The following is an 18,208-nucleotide window of genomic DNA, read 5'->3' as shown; positions in this document are numbered from 1 at the left end:
ATGCAGCGGGCAAGGTCGGGCGGCAACTTCCGGCCTTGCCCCGCAATTCTCAGAGATAATATTCGGTGACGGCCGGGCCGTTCAGGTGCAGGTAGATCAACCTGAACCAGTCGATGAATGCCTTTCTGGCATCTTCGGCAACTCCAAAACGCGCTTCTCCGAAATTCGGATCAAAAAACTGATATGAATTGGCTTCGCTGCAGACGGCGAAAGCATGGCCCGGTTTGTCGTCCGCTTCCTGTAAAAGGCCAATGAAAAAGAAGCCGTAGCCGGAGGTTGCGTTGGCCATGACACTGCCGATCGAGACATTGTCCTTGTAGTAGCCGGTCTGCGCCCGGCGCAAACCGAACATGGCCAGGTAGTTGGCGACGAAGTTGTCGCCTTCGTGATTCTGGTTCATGCGCAATTGCATAACCTCCTCGCGGGCTTCCTGCTGCGACATCTCCGCCACGAAGCTTTGCCCCAGTTTGCGTGCACTCATCCATTTGGCCGCCAGTGGTCCGCAAATACCGCCGCTGCTGTAAGTTTGGCTGCCTAGGTAGCTGTCCTGATCCCACAGCGTTGCGGTTCCGTTCTGCTTTTCGACAACCATTTTGAAATCGGTCATTTTCGTCCTCTCCGGCAGCCGGTCCGGCCACCCTTGGTCAGTGAATCGCGCCCGATGGCGCGCTAACCCCCCGGAAAGGCCTATGGCAGCAGGTTGCACCGCCTGTTTGTTCCCGGCGGCACCAATTTTCGCAAAACAGCGGCGAATAAACGGGGAAGTCGTGCAGTCGGAAGCGTTGCCGAATTCTTGGCGATAAAGCGTTGTCGCCCTTCCAAAACCGGTCGCATTAAACTATGTTGTCTGGCAGGGGCGCTTTTTGCGCCTCTTCTCGCTTTCTGACAACAACAAAAGGATGGACAAGCTATAGCTCGCAGACCACACCACGCGCCGCCAACGCGCGATACCGGGCCCCGCGTCAACGAACGCGTTCGCTCACCGGAAATACGGCTCATCGGAGCCGAAGGGGAAAATGTCGGGGTCGTGACACCCGAACGCGGTATGGAACTGGCCGAAGCCGCCGGGCTCGATCTCGTCGAGATTTCCCCCAATGCCTCGCCGCCCGTCTGCAAGATCATGGATTTCGGCAAGTTCAAGTACGAACAGCAGAAGAAGGAATCCGAGGCGCGCAAGAAGCAGAAGATCATCGAGGTGAAGGAGGTGAAATTCCGCCCCAACACCGACACGCACGACTACGAAGTCAAGATGCGCAACGTCACCAAGTTTCTTGGGAACGGTGACAAGGTTAAGATCACCCTGCGCTTCCGTGGCCGTGAAATGGCCCACCAGGAACTCGGACGACGCCTGCTGGAGCGGGTGGCAGAAGACACCACCGAGCTTGGCAAAGTCGACAGCATTCCGAAAATGGAAGGCCGTCAGATGGTGATGATGATCAACCCTCTGAAGTCCTGAACTAACGGGAGAGGGCGCCCTGCCCTCTCGCATTCATCCGAACCGGCCGCTGCGAGGCATCATGGGCAACCGTACCGCCTTCGGCGATTATCTCGAAAACCTGCCCGTCCGGGCGCTCATCGCTGCCACGCGGCCGCTGCCGCCAGAACGGCGCGGGGCCGTGGCGGCTTGGTGCGCGCGCCGGGTATTGCGCAATGTCTCGCACCTGCGCGGGCGGGTGGTGGACAATCTCGCCCATGTTTTCCCGGAGATGGACGCCAAGAAACGTGAAGCGATTCTTGAAGGTATGGCCACCAACCTGGGCCGGACATTCATTGAGATTCTGCATCCTGGCGACTTGCTTGCTCGGGCGGGGGACTTCACCTGGGAGGGCGAGGAAGGGTACAACGCCATCATGGAGGCCCATGCTTCCGGCAAGGGCGCAATCACGTTGTCGGCCCACTACGGCCAGTGGGAGGCGACACGCGCCTTCATGCAGCATCAGGGCGTCGAGGTGGGCGCGATCTACCGCCCGTTGAAAAACCGGTTTTCGGACGCCGACTTGACCCAACGGTATGAGCGTTTCGGTGCGCCGCTTTTTCCCAAGGGTCGCAGCGGCACACGGGCATTGATAAAGCATGTCTCTTCAGGAAAGACGCTCGGAATCCTGCACGATCAGAAAATCGACGACGGTTTGTTGCTGGATTTCCTTGGCCAGCCTGCGGCGACGGCACCCATGGCCGCCGAACTGGCGCTGAAATTCAAGAGACCGCTCGTGGCCAGCTACGCCACGCGCGGGCCGGATTTGCAATCCATCCACATCGAGTTCGATCCTCCTATCCCGCACACCGATGCGGCGGAGATGACGCAAGCGATGAATGACGGGCTTGCGCGGCGGGTTCGGACCCACCCGGAGCAGTATTATTGGCTGCATCGCCGCTGGCAGATTCGCAATCCCCGGCATCTGGAAGAACTTGAAGCGCGGGCCAGGCAGGCCGCTACTTCACCTTAGCCGCGGCCAGAACCGGGCCACCCTTGCCCGCCTGAAGGAAAACTACGGCAGGGCCGGTACCGGGCAGATCGATTGCCATTTCCGAAGCCCCGTCCCAAGTACCGATTTCGCTCAGATCCGTGACAACCTGATAATAACTGATTTTGCGGCCGCTGTTCTCGCCCCGCTGAATGGCAACGGTTTCCTTCGGCAGCACTGAGGCCAGCATGACGGTCAGACGGGGCAGACCGGCTGCGAGCGGTGTGAGCACGGCCCGCCGGCCCGCAACCGTGACACTGGCCCGCGCCACCGCACCGGCATGAGCTTCCAAATTTGTTCTGATGGACTTGCCATCGTGGCCAATAAAACTGTCGGTGCCTTGAATGACGATTTCCGGCGTGAACTTTCCGCGCAATTTCTGACGGATGCCGGAGCGGTCGGTGTGGCCCACGTATTCCTGCTGGCGCATGGTGAACGCCCTGCTGGCAAAAGTGTCCTTCCACCCGAGATAGTCCCAATAGTCGACGTGGAACGACAGAGCTATAACACGCGGGTCACTGACCAATTCGCCCAACATCCTGTCGGCCGGCGGACAGGAGGAACATCCCTGTGAGGTGAAGAGCTCGACCAGAACCGGCTGCTCGGCACGCGACTGTACCGGAACCATTAAAGCAATCGCAACGAGCGCGGGGAGAAACAGGGACTTGATCATGACACAGGCCTACTCCTGCCCGCCCTGACATGCCAGTCAAGCCTTTGAGAGGTATATGACACACAGAACCATGTTTTTATCACCTGCATTGTCGGCGATTGCTCAGCCGAGACCGATTACTGCCCGTGCCTCAAACCCCGTTGCCGGTGACCCTGACAGAGAGAGCGTCTGCTGTTCAATCTCGTCTGGCGTGTTGTCCCGAAAAATACCGTCCCGCGCCAGCGATTGCCCGCGCAGGTTGGCGACACTGTTATGGTAGCGCGGATCACGAGCATAGACATCATTGCAGGCCGCTGCCGGAAGGGCCAATTGCGAAGTCAGACGGCCAGCGCTGCCAGCGACGGCATCCGCGGGCCGGTCGAATACCTCGAAGTGAATGTGGGGCCAGCGTCCCCGGTAGCATCCCGGAAACACGGTGGTAAGGCGCACAATACCATTCGCATCGCTGACACCCAGTCCGCGCAGGTAGTTGCGGTCCCTGTCCTCGTAGAGCGAATAGCGCCCCGCCGCATCGCAATGCCAGACATAGATTGCCCGTCCGGCAAGTGGTGTGCAGGCCGTGCCCGCTTCTACCAGATGCAGAATTAGCTGCACTTCGACGCCTTCCGCTACGGGACTCATACCGGCAAAGCTTGTGCGAAGGTCGTCGCGCATGACACCGCTCTCCTGCAGAACGTTCACCGTCTGGCCAGCGGCGCGGTTGCTGCCATCGGCGGGGAAGGGCCCCGCCGTCTCCGCTGGTATCGCAACGCAACTTCCGTCCGCAGCCATGCCCCGTCCCGCAGCGGATACCAGCGTCAATGCTGCCAGAGATGAGATTGCCCGCCGCCTGCCGAAGAGATGCGGCAGGTCGTATTTCAGGCCGTGCGCGTGGGTGCCTTGATTGGTTGGTGCCGAGTCGGACATGACTGTTCCTTTCCTTCAGTTCCCCTCTTCAACGAACAACAGGCCCCAGTCCGTCATGGAAAGGGGCCTGCGGCTGTTCACGTTTTCGAGGGAGCGACCGGATGGGTGTCGGGCGCGACGGCAGTCCGTCTCGCGCCGACACGTTGGATTCAGGCCGCCGCGAGATTGCGCAACACGTAGTGCAACACGCCGCCGTTCTCGACATACTCGATCTCGACAGCGGTATCGATCCGGCACTTCAGCGTGATTTCCTTCACCGTCCCATCTGCATAGGTGATACGCGCCGGAACTTCCGACAGCGGCTTGAGGTCGCCCGAAAGCCCCTCGATATCCACCGTTTCCTCGCCCGTCAGATTGAGGCTGTTGCGTGTGTCCCCGCCCGTAAACTCGAACGGAATCACACCCATGCCCACGAGATTGGAGCGGTGGATGCGCTCGAAGTTTTCGGCGACGACCGCCTTCACGCCGAGCAATGCCGTGCCCTTGGCCGCCCAGTCGCGCGACGAGCCCGCGCCATACTGCTCACCGCCGAAGATTACCAGCGGGGTACCCTCCTCCTGATAGGCCATGGCGGCATCATAGATAGAAGTCTGTTCCCCGTCCGGCCCCTTGGTGTAGCCACCTTCGACGCCGTCCAGCATCTCGTTGCGGATGCGGATATTGGCGAAGGTGCCGCGCATCATGACTTCGTGGTTGCCGCGCCGCGAGCCGTAGGAATTGAACTCCCGCAGCGGAACCTGCCGTTCCACCAGATACTTGCCGGCAGGCGTCGTTTCCTTGAACGAGCCAGCGGGCGAGATATGGTCGGTCGTCACCATGTCGCCCAGCAGTGCCAGCACGCGAGCGCCCTTGATGTCCTCGATCGGCTTCGTTTCCATCGACATGCCCTGGAAATATGGCGGGTTCTGTACGTAGGTGGAGGAAGCGGGCCAATCGTATGTCTCGCTGTCGGTCGTGTTTACGCCCTGCCACTTCTCATCACCCTTGAACACGTCGGCGTACTTGGACTGGAAGGCCTCGCGCGTCACTGTCCGCTCCACCAGATCGGCGATCTCCTTCTGCGAGGGCCAGATATCCTTGAGGTAGACGGGGTTGCCGTCCTGATCCTCGCCCAGCGGTTCCGTGGTGATATCTACGTTCATGTCGCCCACCAGCGCATAGGCCACCACCAGCGGCGGCGAGGCGAGGTAGTTGGCCCGCACGTCCGGGCTGATGCGGCCCTCGAAGTTGCGGTTACCCGAAAGCACCGAGGTCGCCACGAGGTCGTAGTCGTTGATCGCCTTCGAGATCGGCTCTTCCAGCGGGCCGGAGTTGCCGATGCAGGTCGTACAGCCGTAGCCCACGAGGTTGAAGCCGATGGCATCCAGATCCTTCTGCAGATCGGCCGCTTCCAGATAGTGCGAAACCACCTGCGAGCCGGGCGCCAGAGAGGTTTTCACCCACGGCTTGCGCGTCAGGCCCTTTTCGCGGGCCTTGCGGGCCACGAGGCCCGCGCCGATCATCACGTAAGGGTTCGACGTGTTGGTGCAGGAGGTGATCGACGCGATCACGATCGAGCCGTCGTGCAACTGATGCGCGGCCTCCTGCGCATCCTTGTACCAGCCCTTGTTGTGATGGCCTTCATCGCCCGGAATGTCGCGCGGCTCGGGCGCACCGCCCTCGCCTTCCCAGCGCACTTCGGCGCTGGCCGAGGCATCCTTGGCACCGCGCAGACCGGCGATGAACTTGCCGAACTCGGTCGAGGCGCGATCCAGTGCGATGTAGTCCTGCGGGCGTTTGGGGCCGGAAATGGCGGGCACGATGGTGCCCATGTCGAGCGTCAGCGTGTCGGTGTAGACGGGCGCGTAATCCGCCCCGCGCCAGAAGCCGTTTTCCTTGGCGTAGGCTTCCACCAGCGCCACCCGCGCCTCGTCGCGGCCCGTGTTGCGCAGGTAGCGCAGCGTCTCGGCGTCGATCGGGAAGAAGCCGCAGGTCGCGCCATATTCCGGCGCCATGTTGGCGATGGTCGCACGGTCGGCCAGCGGCAGCGTGTCGAGGCCCGATCCGTAGAACTCCACGAACTTGCCGACCACGCCCTTCTTGCGCAGCATCTCCACCACTTTCAGCACGAGGTCCGTGCCGGTGGTGCCTTCCATCATCGCACCCGTCAGCTCGAACCCCACGACCTCGGGGATCAGCATCGAGATCGGCTGGCCCAGCATCGCCGCCTCGGCCTCGATCCCGCCGACGCCCCAGCCCAGAACAGCCGCGCCGTTGACCATCGTCGTGTGGCTGTCGGTGCCGACCAGCGTGTCGGGATAGGCCACTTCCTCGCCGTTCTGGTCGCTGTCGGTCCAGACCGTCTGCGCCAGATATTCAAGGTTCACCTGGTGGCAGATGCCGGTGCCGGGCGGCACCACGCGGAAATTGTTGAAGGCCTTCTGGCCCCATTTCAGAAAGACGTAGCGCTCCATGTTGCGCTCGTATTCGCGGTCCACGTTCATCTGGAAGGCGCGCGGGTTGCCGAACTCGTCGATCATCACCGAGTGGTCGATCACGAGGTCGACCGGGTTCAGCGGGTTGATCTTCTGCGGGTCGCCGCCCAGCGCCTTGATGCCGTCGCGCATGGCGGCAAGATCGACCACCGCGGGCACGCCCGTGAAGTCCTGCATCAGCACGCGCGCAGGGCGATAGGCGATCTCGCGCGGGTTCCGCCCGCCCTTCTCCGCCCAGTCCGAGAAAGCGCGGATATCGTCGAGGCTGACCGTCTTGCCGTCCTCGAAGCGCAGCATGTTTTCCAGCACGACCTTCAGCACCGCGGGCAGCTTGCCGAACGAGCCGAGCCCCGCCTCCTCCGCCGCCGCGATCGAGTAGTAGGCGACGCTGGAGCCGCCGACCGAAAGGGTTCTCCGGGTCTTGGCGCTATCGGTTCCGACGGTAATGGGCATGGGCTGTCTCCCTCTGGTCACGAGAAATGGCTGATCCTGATGTCGGTATGCCGCAATCGCGGTGGCCCGACAAGGTGATGGTAGAGATATGTATGCAATTGCATACCATTTCAACGGTTCGGCAGTGCACAATGGCAATTTTTTCCGGATTCCCCACTCAGTCAACATTCCGGCACTGCATTCTGGCTGACTGTAGAGCAGTTTGGGGAGAAATCGATTCAGATTTGCGGAATTACCCTGTAACTCTCGCCACATGAGCCTCGTTGTTTCCGACTTCGCCACCTACCGGCAGGCACGCCCCGTTCAGACCGGCATCGCCTTCAGCCTCTCGCCCGGCGAGGCACTGCTGCTGCGCGGTCCGAACGGCGTTGGCAAGACCTCGCTACTGCGAGCACTGGCGGGTCTTGGTGCGGCGGAAGGCCACGCCAACCACAATGGCCACGATCTACTGACGGAACGGGCCGCGTATCTCGAAGGCATTGCCCTCTCCGGCCATCTCGACGCAGTCAAGCCGGCGATGACCGTACGGGAGACGCTGGCCTTCTGGGTCGATCTGTATGGCGCGGCTCCGGGAAATATCGCTGCTCGGTTCGACCTCGCTTCTCTGGCCGACCGGCCTGCGGGCCGGCTGAGCGCGGGTCAGAAACGCCGCCTAGGCCTCGCCCGTCTGCCGCTGACAGGGGCCGGGCTTTGGCTCATGGACGAACCGACGGTCTCACTCGACGGGGATAACACCGCCCGCCTGACCGACCTGTTGTCAGAACACCTGGCGGCCGGCGGGATGGCAGTGATCGCCAGCCACCTCCCGCTGGGGCTGCCCGACTGCCGCACACTCTGCCTTTCGCCCCTGACCGTTGGCCGTGACACGGATCCGTTCCTCGAAGGCAGCATCGCGTGAGCGCCGCCCGCGCGATCCTTTTGCGCGACCTGCGCCTCGGCCTCCGGTCTGGCGCCGGCACGGCGCAGGCTCTCATGTTCTTCCTCATCCTGATCCTGCTGATACCGCTGGGCATCGGACCGGACACCGAACTCCTCGCCCGCATCGCACCCGGTACGCTTTGGCTTGGGGCCTTGCTCGCCTGTCTGCTGTCGCTCGACCGGCTGTTCCAGGCTGATCTCGAGGACGGCTCCCTCGACGTCATGGCGCTGGCGCCACTGCCGCTGGAACTGGTCGCCGCCGCCAAGGCTGCCGCCCACTGGCTCAGCACCGGCCTGCCACTGACCTTGGCCAGCCCGCTGCTGGCACTTGCCCTGAACCTGCCCGTGGCAGCCCTGCCGTGGCTGATGGCTGCACTCGCACTCGGTACGCCGGCATTGTCCGCCATCGGCGGGATCGGTGCAGCGCTGACACTTGGTTTGCGCCAGGGTGGGTTGCTGATCGCCATCCTGACCCTGCCGCTCTATATTCCGACGTTGATCTTCGGCGCGGAGACCGCCATTGCAGCCGCCGACGGACGCGACCCGCTGCCGGCGCTGGCACTGACGACGGCACTGACACTGGCCACGATAGCTCTGGCGCCATTTGCGACGGCCGCAATTTTACGGATCCAATTGCGCTGAATTCTGCGCGCAGTGGACGACGAGCTAGCCCAGGTTCCAGATCAATTTCGGGCAGCAGTAAGGGCGAACAATTCTTGATGACGTTCTGTCAACGCCCGCCCCGGTTCAACGGCCGCGAATCCGCGGATCCAGCGCATCGCGCAAACCGTCTCCGATGAAGTTCACAGACAACACGGTCAGCGAGATTGCCACCGCCGGGATCAGAGCGCGTTCCGGGCTGAGCGCGATGAAGTTCTGGTTGTCCGACACAAGTCGCCCCCATGTCGGGTAGTCCGGCGGGAAGCCGAGGCCGAGGAAGCTGACAGCACTTTCGGTGATGATCGCGTTGGCAATTCCCAGCGTTGCAGAGACCATGATTGGTGACAGGATGTTGGGCAAGACGTGCCGGGTGATGATCCGCCGCGAAGGCGTACCGATGGAGCGTGCCGCGAGCACGAATTCGCGTTCCTTCAACGCCAGCACGTCGCCGCGCACGATCCTCGCGGTCTGCATCCATGAAGTGATGCCGATCACGCCGACAATCAGGATGAAGATGCCGGTTTCCGGGCCGAAGGCCGTGCGCAGCGTGTCGCGAAACAGCATCACAACCACCAGAAGAAGCGGCAGCAGCGGCAGTGCCAGAAACAGGTCCGTCAGGCGCATCAGCGGCCCGTCGAGCCAGCGGAAAAAACCCGCGAGAACGCCCACGATCGTGCCGACCACCAGCGCCAGCAGCATGGCGGTGATACCAACGGCCAGCGACGTGCGCCCGCCCTGCAGCACCTGCGCCAGCAGATCCCGGCCAAGGTTGTCGGTGCCCATGGGATGCGCCAGCGAAATGCCGGAATTGCGCGCCTTGTAGTCGGGATATGTCGGATCGACGTCATGGATGAATGGGCCGAGATAGACCAAAAGGATGATGAAACCGAAGATGAAACAGCCGACCATCGCACCGCGGTGACTGCGAAACTGCTGCCACACATCGCCCCAGAGCGAGCGGCTCTCGCGTTCGACGATGGCCAGGGAGGGTGCGCCGGCCTCAGTCATAGCGGATCCTCGGGTCGAGCAGACCGTAGAGCACGTCTGCGATCAGGTTGAACATGACAATTAGGAAGGCGAAAATGAAGGTCAGCGTCTGCACCAGCGGAATGTCCGCGCCCTGAATGCCGTTGATCAGCAGCTGGCCGAGACCGTTCACCTTGAAGATGTTCTCGGTGATGATCGCGCCGCCGAAGATGCCGGGTATTCCCAGGGCGATCACCGTCACCACCGGGATCATCGAGTTGCGCAACACATGGATCATAACCACGCTGCGCTCCTTCAGCCCCTTGGCACGTGCGGTGCGCACGTAATCCTGATTGAGGTTGTCGAGCATCGAAGCACGCATGAACCGGCTGATCTGCGCCGTCGTGGCCAGTGCCAGAACCATTGTCGGCATCGCCATCTGCTTCACCTGCATCCAGAAGCTGCCCCAACTGTCGACCACCAGCGTCGTGTCGTAGACCGATGGCAGCCAGCCGAGATGCACCGAGAAGATGACGATCAGCACGAGGCCGGTGAAGAAGGTCGGCACCGAAAAGCCGATCATGGATATCAGTGTGCCGACCTGATCGAAGATCGAGTATTGCTTGTAGGCCGAGATCACCCCGATTGGTACGGCGATGATCACCGCCACGACCTGGCTCATGCCCACCACCCACAGGGTCTGCGGCATCCGCTCGACCACCAGATCGACCACGGGTGAGCGGGTGGACCACGAGAGCACGCGAAGGCGGTCACCTGAACCGATGGTGATACCGAACCAGTGCTCGATCATGTTCAAGGGTTCGTTGATGAAGAACTGCTGGCACCATTTGAGGTAGCGGATCGGGAACGGCTCACCGAGGCCCAGCGAGACGCGAATTTGCTCACGCACCTCCGGTGGGATCGTCAGTGGCAGGTTGCCTGTCGGGTCGCCGGGAGAGAGGTCGAGGATCGCGAAGATCACGAAGCTGATCGCCAGAAGTGTCGGGAATGCAAAGAGGAGGCGGCGGATGGTGTAGTTGAGCATCGGCTAGTCTTTCTTCGCCGTGAACCCGAACACGACATCGGCCGGCGCGCCGATGTGCGCACTTGTCACTGGCCGGCCACTACGCAGAACGAGCGCTTCATCGAGGTTGAACCGGTCGCATTTCGTAAGGAAAGTTTGCGTGGCAGGGGACGTGCATCGAAGGAAAAACGGAAGCATTTTGACACCTCTGGGGATGAGCGTCCCCCGCCCGGTCATCCGGGCGGGGAAATGGCTCTGCCTGACGGATCAGTCGATACGGTGCCAGTCAGCGATGTTCCACAACTCGCTGTCCCAATCGGACATCTTGACACCGCCGAGTGTGTTCGACTTCGCCGACGGATTGCCGCGGTGAACGAGAGGAATGATCACGCCGGCTTCCATCAGCATGTCGTTCATCTTCTTGGCGATCTCGCCGCGTGCCTCAATGCCGGAGGTCTTGCCGAACTCCGCCACCAGCGCGTCATACTCCTCGGAGCAGAAGCGGGGCATGTTGTCGCCCAGCCACTGGTTTTCGGGTGAAGGGATTTCGTTGCAGGCCCAGTTCGCCATATAGGTTTCCGGGTCGGTACCGTCGAAGTTGTTGGTGTACATCTCGACGTCGGCAAAGAATTTCTGGAACGTGTCCGGAGAACTCTGATCGCCGCCGAAGAACACCGACCCGTCGACGTTGCGGAGTTCGACTTCCACGCCGATCTCGTTCCACATCTGTTTGATCAGTGCTTGCGTGCCCTGACGCACGGAGTTGGTGGACGTCTGGTACAGCAGCGACAAACGCTCGCCGTCCTTCTCGCGGATGCCATCCGATCCGGGCACCCAGCCCGCCTCATCCAGCAATGCCTTGGCCGCTTCCACGTCCTGCGTCTTGCACCAGTCATTGTTGGTGGAAGCATAGGCCGCAGGCGCCGGCAGCACGTTGCAGGTCACCTGACCAGCAGCACCATAACCAGCCTCGACGATGATCTCGCGGTCGATCGCGAGGCTCAGAGCGCGGGAGATGCGGGAGTCCGTCAGGAACGGATGCGGATGCGCAACGGTGCCGCGCTCGTCACCCAGGGCCGGGTCGGGGTCTGTCTGGTTGACCATGATCCGCTCGACCGACGTGCCGAACGCAGAGATGATCTCGCCCTTGCCGGCAGCCTGCATCTGGCTCAGCACTTCGGGCTCCACCTGCAGGTTCCAGGCATAGTCGAATTCGCCGGTCTCAAGCACGGATCGGGCCGCCGCGGCCGCATCTCCGCCCCCCTTGAACAGCACGGTGGCAAATGCCGGCTTCGCTGCATCTCGGTAATTTTCGTTTGCTGCGAACAGCGCCACGTCATTGGCCTTGAATTCCGTTACAGTGAACGGGCCGGTGCCAATGGGTGCGAAGTTCTGCTCCGTGCATTCCACGGCCTTGGCGCCGAGACAATCGCCGAACTGCGCCTTTTGCAGGATTGGCGACTGTCCCCCGACAAACGGGCCGTAGGGGAACGGCTTTGCGACACCAAAGGTGATCTTGATGGTGCTGTCATCCACCGCTTCCACGTTCGTTACGTCGGTGAAGTTGGAGGCCTGCGCGCAGCCGCCCTCCGGATGGGTGCAGTATTCCCACGTGAACACGGCATCCGCAGCCGTCACGGGTGTGCCGTCGGACCAGACAAGCCCCTCGGACAGCGTCCAGGTGATCGACGTCAGATCCTCGGCCACTCCGCCGTTTTCGACGGTCGGGATCTCATCCACCAGATAGGGCACCATCGTGCCGGTCTCGTCATAGCGGGCCAGCGGCTCGATCACGAGGGAGGCCGCTTCGAGTTCCTTTGTCCCGCCCGAAAGGTAAGGGTTGAGGAGCGAAGGCGCCTGCCAGTAGAGAATGTTCAGCTGGCCGTCCGAGGCCCGCTCCGCCAGAGCACCCCCCGCGGTCAGGCTGAGCACGGCTGCGCCAGTCAGCATTCTTGCAAGTGTCATGAATGACTCCCTGTTTCTGTTGGTTGAAATGGTCGCGGGTTTGGTCCCGCATTCCGTGCGAAGCATGTTACGCCTCTTCCAGCAGGTGGCAAGCCGCGCGCGTTCCGCCACCGACATCTTTGAATTCGGGCACGACCTCCCGGCAGATATCCATCACCTTCGGGCAGCGGGTGCAGAAGTTGCATCCCTTCGGCGGATCGGCCGGACTTGGAACATCGCCCTTCAGAATGATGCGCCGACGGTCAGCCTCCGTCTCCGGGTCAGGGTTGGGCACTGCTGACAGAAGTGCTTGTGTGTAGGGATGCTGCGGTGCTGCGTACAGCCGCTCCCGCGGGGCCAGTTCCACGATCTTGCCAAGGTACATCACCGCCACACGTGTCGCGAGATGCCGCACCATCGACAGGTCGTGACTGATGAACAGATACGTAAGCCCCAGCTTTTCCTGCAGATCCTCCAGCAGGTTGACAACCTGCGCCTGGATGGAGACATCCAGCGCCGCTATCGGCTCGTCGCACACGATGAATTTCGGGTTGAGTGCAAGTGCACGGGCGATACCGATGCGCTGCCGCTGGCCGCCAGAGAATTCGTGCGGATAGCGGTTGGCGAAATCTCGGTTCAGCCCGACCTGATCCATCAATTCGTGCACCCGCGCACGTTTGTCCTTTTTGGTAAGACCCTCGTGTTCGTCAAGCGGTTCGGCGATGATCGAACCAACGGTCATCCGCGGGTTCAGGCAGGCCTGTGGGTCCTGAAAGATCATCTGCATCCGCGGCCGCATCCGTCGCAGGGCGTCACCCTGCAAAGTGCTGATGTCCCTGCCCTCGATCTCCAGCCGCCCCTCTGTCGGATCGTAGAGGCGCAGAATGGCGCGGCCGGCGGTCGACTTCCCGCAGCCGCTCTCCCCCACCAGCCCCAACGTTTCACCATCGTAGATATCGAACGTCAGCCCGTCGACAGCCTTGACGGTACCAACCTGCCGCCGCAGCACCCCGGCGTGGATCGGGAAGTGCATCTTCAGCCCCTCGACCCTCACCAACACCTTGCGGTCCGTACCGACGGCGTCAAACATGGGCCATGCCTCCGGTTTCGGCATCCCAGAAACAGGCGACATCATGGCCGTTGCCCACGGGTCGGCGCAGGGGGTTTTCCACCCGGCACCTGTCCATCACATGGCTGCAACGTTGCGCGAACGGGCAGAATGCCGGATGCGCGGCCAGATTTGGCGGTTGCCCCTCGATGGAGCGCAGACGGGCATCGCGGCTGCCGTCGACGCGCGGCACCGTTTCCAGAAGTGCGCGCGTGTAAGGATGCTGCGGCCGGGCGAACAGGTCGCGCACCGGCCCATGCTCGACGATCTGGCCACCGTACATCACGATAACCCGGTCGGCGATGCCGGCGACGACCCCGAGGTCATGGGTGATCCAGACGATGGCCATGCCCAGTTGCTCGCGCAGGTCCTTCACCAATTCTATGATCTGTGCCTGAATGGTGACGTCCAGCGCCGTCGTCGGTTCATCGGCAATCAGAACCTTCGGGTCGCAGGCCAGCGCGATTGCGATCATGACCCGCTGCCGCATGCCGCCGGAAAACTCGTGCGGATAGTCGCCAAGGCGCCGATGCGCGTCCGGAATGCCGACAAGGGCCAGCAGTTCCCCCGCACGCGTCCGCGCCGCTTTCTTCGACAGGCCCAGATGCACACGCAACGGCTCCATGATCTGATAGCCGACGGTGAAGACCGGGTTCAGAGATGTCATCGGATCCTGGAATACAAAACCGATATCGCCGCCGCGCAAGTCACGCATCTCCGCCTTGGTCATCGCACGTACATCACGACCATCGAAGAGGATCTGACCACTGACGATTTCGGCAGGCGGGCTGGGCAGAAGTCCCATCAGTGACATCATGGTCACCGATTTGCCCGAGCCGCTCTCACCCACCACCCCGAGAAGCTCACCCGGATTGACGGCAAAGGACACGTTGTTGACGGCATGCACCTCGCCGTCGCGGGTGCGAAAGATCGTTTTCAGATCATGCACGTCGAGGATGGGGGCAGACCCATCTCGCATATAGACCCCTGTCTTTACCTGCGGCTCTCTTGCGGAACCATCTGACGTGAATTCAATCACCTGAGCGGCAAAGAAGCACGCAAATTGTACTTCCGCAATGCACAATTTCTTCGCTTGACGCCACGATGTGCGGTTTTAAAGGTGATGCCCAATCGAAAGGCACGCCCCCGAATGTCCACGTCCATTGAACCAAAGGCCATGCTTGCCGAACTGGTCGGCTTCAACACCATCTCGGACCTATCGAACCTCGACCTGATCACCTTCGTGGAATCCTATTTCCAGTCCCACGGCGTGGCGACAACGCGCGTGCCCGACGAAACGGGCATGAAGGCCTCGCTGTTCGCTCAGATCGGGCCGGAGGTCGCCGGAGGGGTCATTCTGTCGGGTCATACCGACGTTGTGCCGGTCGCCGGCCAGCCGTGGGATTCGGATCCCTTCACGCTGACGGAGCGGGAAGGACGCCTCTACGGGCGCGGCACCTGCGACATGAAGGGGTCTCTGGCCTGCGCACTGGCCGCCGTTCCGGAAATGCTTGCAGCCGACCTGAAACGGCCGATCCAGTTTGCCCTGACCTATGACGAGGAGGTTGGCTGCTTCGCCGCACCGCCGCTGATCGAGGCCATGGCCGTCCTTCCCCGCGCCGCAGCCGTCATTGTCGGCGAACCAACGGAGATGCAAGTCGTCACCGGTCACAAGGCCATCTGCGAACTCCATACGCACGTTCGCGGCTTCGAAGTGCATTCCAGCCTGATGCACCAAGGCGTCTCGGCCGTGATGACCGCAGCGGAAATGATCAACTGGATCGCCGCGCAGACAGAGGCGAACCGCCGCGAAGCCGCCGGCACCACACTTGGCTACGAACCGCCATGGACCACCCTTCATGTCGGCGAAATCCGGGGCGGCACCGCCCACAATATTACGGCCCGCGACTGCACCTTCTCTTGCGACATCCGCAGCCTGCCAACAGAAAGCCAGGCCAGCTGGATCGAGGCCTATATGGCCGAAGCCGCCCGTCTGGCCGACAGGATCGGCAAAGTAAGGCCCGAGGCCGGCATCACCGTCGAAATCGTCGGCGCCGTCCCCGGTTGCCGGGCGGAAGAAAACGGAACCGCCGAAACCATCGCCCGCAGACTGACGGGTGACAACGGCACCCATGTCGTCTCCTACGCCACGGAGGCGGGCCAGTTTCAGGACGGCGGCTATTCCACCGTGATCTGCGGCCCCGGTTCGATCGCGCAAGCCCACCAGCCGAATGAATTCATCGAGGTTTCGCAATTGGCGGCGGGCAGCGCGTTCATCAGCCGCCTCATTGCCGATCTTTCGAAATGAGCGATCAGGGCCGGATCAACACCACGTTTTCCATGGCCGCGATCCCGGCCAGGTCTTCGGCATACAGGTCTTCCAGCAGCGGCAAGTCCTTGGATTTCCAGAGCTGCAGCTTGGGCCCGTCGGCGTACTGGCGACGAACCTCCGGCAACGCCTCGAACCGAGCCTGATTGCCCTTCCACCGCTGAATCCACAACAACTTGCGCGCCGCCTTGTCGGTAATTGAGGGCCGGATGATGTCAGTCAGCGGTTCGAACGTCTCGCCATTCGGCACATCGGCCATCTCGTGCAGGATGCGGCTCTCCAACGCCCGGAAGTCCGCGAAATCCCAGACGCGAATTTCCGCATTCGGAAAGGTATGCCGAAGCTTTCCGATCACGTTGCTCCAGCGTGGCTGATGCTTCAGCCAGTCCTTGCGATAGCTACGCAGGTCGAATTCCGCCGCGTTGCGGGCGACAAGGGCTTCGCAGAAGATCGAGGGCGCGTAAGTGACGGGATTGCGAATGCACAGATAGATGCGCGGCACTGCGTCGCCAAGCATCGGTTGCAACACCTCCATCCGCTCTGTCAGCGTCGGGTATAGGCGTCGCCAGTTGACCATTTCTCGGGGCACACCGATCAGATTTTCATCGGACAACAACAGATGCCGCTGGGGTGTCTCTCCATCTCCCAGCAGCCGCTCCCCCCACATACGCTGAAGGAAATTCGCCGCCCGCGTCTTCGATGCCTTCACCCGGGCCTTGTCGTCGGGAAAGTTGCGCGCCCATGCCAGCGGGTTGGTCACTTTCTGGCGCATCATCGCCAGATGTACGTATCCGACGCCATTGCGACGCAACAGGTCGCGGTTGTGGGCAAGCGTGCGCTGCAGGTAACTGGAAGCGGTCTTGTGCGCCCCGAAATGGAGGGTCAGCTTCATCGCGGCCACAGCCCGTATTCCCGTCTCACGTTGATGCGGCCTTTCGCTTAGGCGATTGTCCCGCTTCGTGCAAGCGCACGCCGCAACCCCGCGTTCTTGCTACGGAAAGCTGCCGCTAAATCCGGTTCTGCACAATATTCATAAAGAACCTGTCGCAAATGCACGCAATTGCCCGAAGCTGCCAGAGAGTTGCCCAGATAACCGGCAATCGACTTTACACACCGGTTTGAAGCTGTTTAGCTTTAGCCAAGGTCACAAAAGGCCACACGAACAGGGAATATTACATGGTAGCTTCCCCCGAGGATGCATTTGTCGCCTTTGATGGCGTCCAGAAAAGTTATGATGGCGAAACCCTCGTCGTCAAAGATCTCAACCTCTTCATTTCCAAGGGCGAATTCGTCACCATGCTGGGCCCCTCCGGCTCCGGCAAGACGACCTGCCTGATGATGCTCGCAGGTTTCGAGACTGCCACAACCGGCGATATCCGCCTCGACGGCAAACCGATCAACAACATTCCGCCTCACAAACGTGGAATCGGCATGGTCTTCCAGAATTACGCCCTCTTCCCGCACATGACGGTTGGCGAGAACCTCGCCTTCCCGCTCGAAGTGCGCAAAATGAGCAAGGCTGATCGCGAAGCCAAGGTGATGCGGGCGCTCGACATGGTTCAGATGGGCGAATTCGCCGGTCGCCGTCCGGCCCAGCTTTCAGGTGGCCAGCAACAGAGAATCGCGCTGGCCCGCGCGCTGGTCTTCGAGCCGGAACTGGTACTGATGGATGAACCGCTCGGCGCACTCGACAAGCAGCTGCGGGAGCACATGCAGTTCGAGATCAAACACATCCACGAACGCCTCGGCGTCACTGTGGTCTACGTCACGCACGACCAGTCCGAGGCGCTCACCATGTCGGACCGCGTCGCTGTGTTCGACGATGGCCGCATCCAGCAACTCGCCCCGCCCGAGGATCTATACGAGCGGCCCGAGAACAGTTTCGTCGCCCAGTTTATCGGCGAAAATAACAAGCTGTCGGGCAAGATCACGGCACGCGAGGGCGACACGGTGAATGTTCAGTTCGCGAACGGCGAGAACTGCAGCGCATTGGCCGTGAACTGCGGCGACGTGGGCGACGAAACGCTGCTGTCGATCCGACCCGAGCGGGTAGTGATCGACGGCCCGGCGGATCACAACAGTGTCGATGCCAAGGTGTTGGAACTCATCTATTTGGGCGATCACATCCGCTGCCGCGTAAACGTGCACGGCAATGAGGATTTTATCGTCAAGGTTCCGAACGCCGCTGGCCACAAGCATCTGGTCGTCGGCGAAACCACCCGCCTGACATGGGCGCGTGAGGATTGCCGCGCCCTCGACGCGGCCTGAAAAATTTCCGGAACAACGAC

16 protein-coding genes are annotated in these 18,208 nt (G+C 61.6%); 6 read left to right on the top strand and 10 right to left on the bottom strand.

All coding sequences use genetic code 11. The annotated features are described in order from the left end of the window. Positions 1-49: 49 nt before the first annotated feature. Positions 50-607 carry a YopT-type cysteine protease domain-containing protein gene (locus GO499_RS02665; RefSeq protein ID WP_161860738.1) on the bottom strand — a complete coding sequence of 186 codons (558 nt, stop codon included), beginning with the start codon at positions 605-607 and terminating at the stop codon, positions 50-52. A 303-nt stretch (positions 608-910) separates the two neighbouring features. On the opposite strand from GO499_RS02665, the gene infC reads away from it, so the two are divergent. Continuing rightward, positions 911-1,456, top strand: a complete 546-nt coding sequence (infC, locus tag GO499_RS02660; RefSeq protein WP_161863809.1) for a translation initiation factor IF-3 — start codon at positions 911-913, stop codon at positions 1,454-1,456. 61 nt (positions 1,457-1,517) lie between these two features. Further along, positions 1,518-2,447: a lysophospholipid acyltransferase family protein gene (locus GO499_RS02655; protein ID WP_161860737.1), complete on the top strand. Its 930-nt coding sequence runs from the start codon at positions 1,518-1,520 to the stop codon at positions 2,445-2,447. On the opposite strand, the gene GO499_RS02650 is transcribed toward GO499_RS02655, so the two are convergent. The 3 genes from GO499_RS02650 to acnA all read right to left on the bottom strand — a co-directional run bounded on the left by GO499_RS02650 (position 2,434) and on the right by acnA (position 6,971). Then, entirely contained in the window at positions 2,434-3,138 is a 705-nt protein-coding gene (locus GO499_RS02650; protein ID WP_161860736.1) for a DUF1223 domain-containing protein, read from the bottom strand. The genes GO499_RS02655 and GO499_RS02650 overlap by 14 nt on opposite strands. Positions 3,139-3,240: 102 nt before the next feature. Continuing rightward, entirely contained in the window at positions 3,241-4,044 is an 804-nt protein-coding gene (locus tag GO499_RS02645; RefSeq protein WP_161860735.1) for a dioxygenase family protein, read from the bottom strand. A 149-nt stretch (positions 4,045-4,193) separates the two neighbouring features. After that, positions 4,194-6,971 carry an aconitate hydratase AcnA gene (gene acnA, locus GO499_RS02640; protein WP_161860734.1) on the bottom strand — a complete coding sequence of 926 codons (2,778 nt, stop codon included), beginning with the start codon at positions 6,969-6,971 and terminating at the stop codon, positions 4,194-4,196. A gap of 253 nt (positions 6,972-7,224) precedes the next feature. Between acnA and ccmA the strand changes: the two genes are divergently transcribed. Beyond that, positions 7,225-7,869 (top strand): heme ABC exporter ATP-binding protein CcmA, encoded by a 645-nt coding sequence (ccmA, locus tag GO499_RS02635; RefSeq protein WP_161860733.1) that lies wholly within the window; start codon positions 7,225-7,227, stop codon positions 7,867-7,869. Then, complete coding sequence (gene ccmB, locus GO499_RS02630; RefSeq protein ID WP_161860732.1) at positions 7,866-8,531, top strand: heme exporter protein CcmB; 666 nt, start codon at positions 7,866-7,868, stop codon at positions 8,529-8,531. The genes ccmA and ccmB overlap by 4 nt, the downstream gene beginning before the upstream one ends. 105 nt (positions 8,532-8,636) lie before the next feature. Here ccmB and GO499_RS02625 read toward each other — a convergent pair whose 3' ends face one another. The 5 genes from GO499_RS02625 to GO499_RS02605 form a co-directional block, all read right to left on the bottom strand. After that, positions 8,637-9,557 carry an ABC transporter permease gene (locus GO499_RS02625; RefSeq protein WP_161860731.1) on the bottom strand — a complete coding sequence of 307 codons (921 nt, stop codon included), beginning with the start codon at positions 9,555-9,557 and terminating at the stop codon, positions 8,637-8,639. Further along, on the bottom strand, positions 9,550-10,560 hold the full coding sequence (locus GO499_RS02620; protein WP_161860730.1) for an ABC transporter permease: 1,011 nt from the start codon (positions 10,558-10,560) through the stop codon (positions 9,550-9,552). Before GO499_RS02620 ends, GO499_RS02625 begins: the two co-directional genes overlap by 8 nt. A 246-nt stretch (positions 10,561-10,806) precedes the next feature. Beyond that, positions 10,807-12,504 (bottom strand): peptide ABC transporter substrate-binding protein, encoded by a 1,698-nt coding sequence (locus tag GO499_RS02615; protein WP_161860729.1) that lies wholly within the window; start codon positions 12,502-12,504, stop codon positions 10,807-10,809. A 67-nt stretch (positions 12,505-12,571) separates the two neighbouring features. Further along, on the bottom strand, positions 12,572-13,573 hold the full coding sequence (locus GO499_RS02610) for an ABC transporter ATP-binding protein (RefSeq protein ID WP_161860728.1): 1,002 nt from the start codon (positions 13,571-13,573) through the stop codon (positions 12,572-12,574). Then, positions 13,566-14,570: an ABC transporter ATP-binding protein gene (locus GO499_RS02605; protein WP_161860727.1), complete on the bottom strand. Its 1,005-nt coding sequence runs from the start codon at positions 14,568-14,570 to the stop codon at positions 13,566-13,568. The genes GO499_RS02610 and GO499_RS02605 overlap by 8 nt, the downstream gene beginning before the upstream one ends. Before the next feature lie 171 nt (positions 14,571-14,741). On the opposite strand from GO499_RS02605, the gene argE reads away from it, so the two are divergent. Further along, a complete protein-coding gene (gene argE, locus GO499_RS02600; protein WP_161860726.1) occupies positions 14,742-15,899 on the top strand; it encodes an acetylornithine deacetylase in 1,158 nt (385 codons plus the stop codon). Between the two features lie 4 nt (positions 15,900-15,903). Here argE and GO499_RS02595 read toward each other — a convergent pair whose 3' ends face one another. Then, a complete protein-coding gene (locus GO499_RS02595; RefSeq protein WP_161860725.1) occupies positions 15,904-16,812 on the bottom strand; it encodes a hypothetical protein in 909 nt (302 codons plus the stop codon). A gap of 284 nt (positions 16,813-17,096) precedes the next feature. Here GO499_RS02595 and GO499_RS02590 point away from each other — a divergent pair, with 284 nt between their 5' ends. Next, a complete protein-coding gene (locus tag GO499_RS02590) occupies positions 17,097-18,188 on the top strand; it encodes an ABC transporter ATP-binding protein (protein ID WP_161860724.1) in 1,092 nt (363 codons plus the stop codon). Positions 18,189-18,208 lie beyond the last annotated feature (20 nt).

The organism is Algicella marina (genome assembly GCF_009931615.1).
Classification (GTDB): domain Bacteria; phylum Pseudomonadota; class Alphaproteobacteria; order Rhodobacterales; family Rhodobacteraceae; genus Algicella; species Algicella marina.
This window is presented reverse-complemented; position numbering and strand designations above follow the sequence as displayed.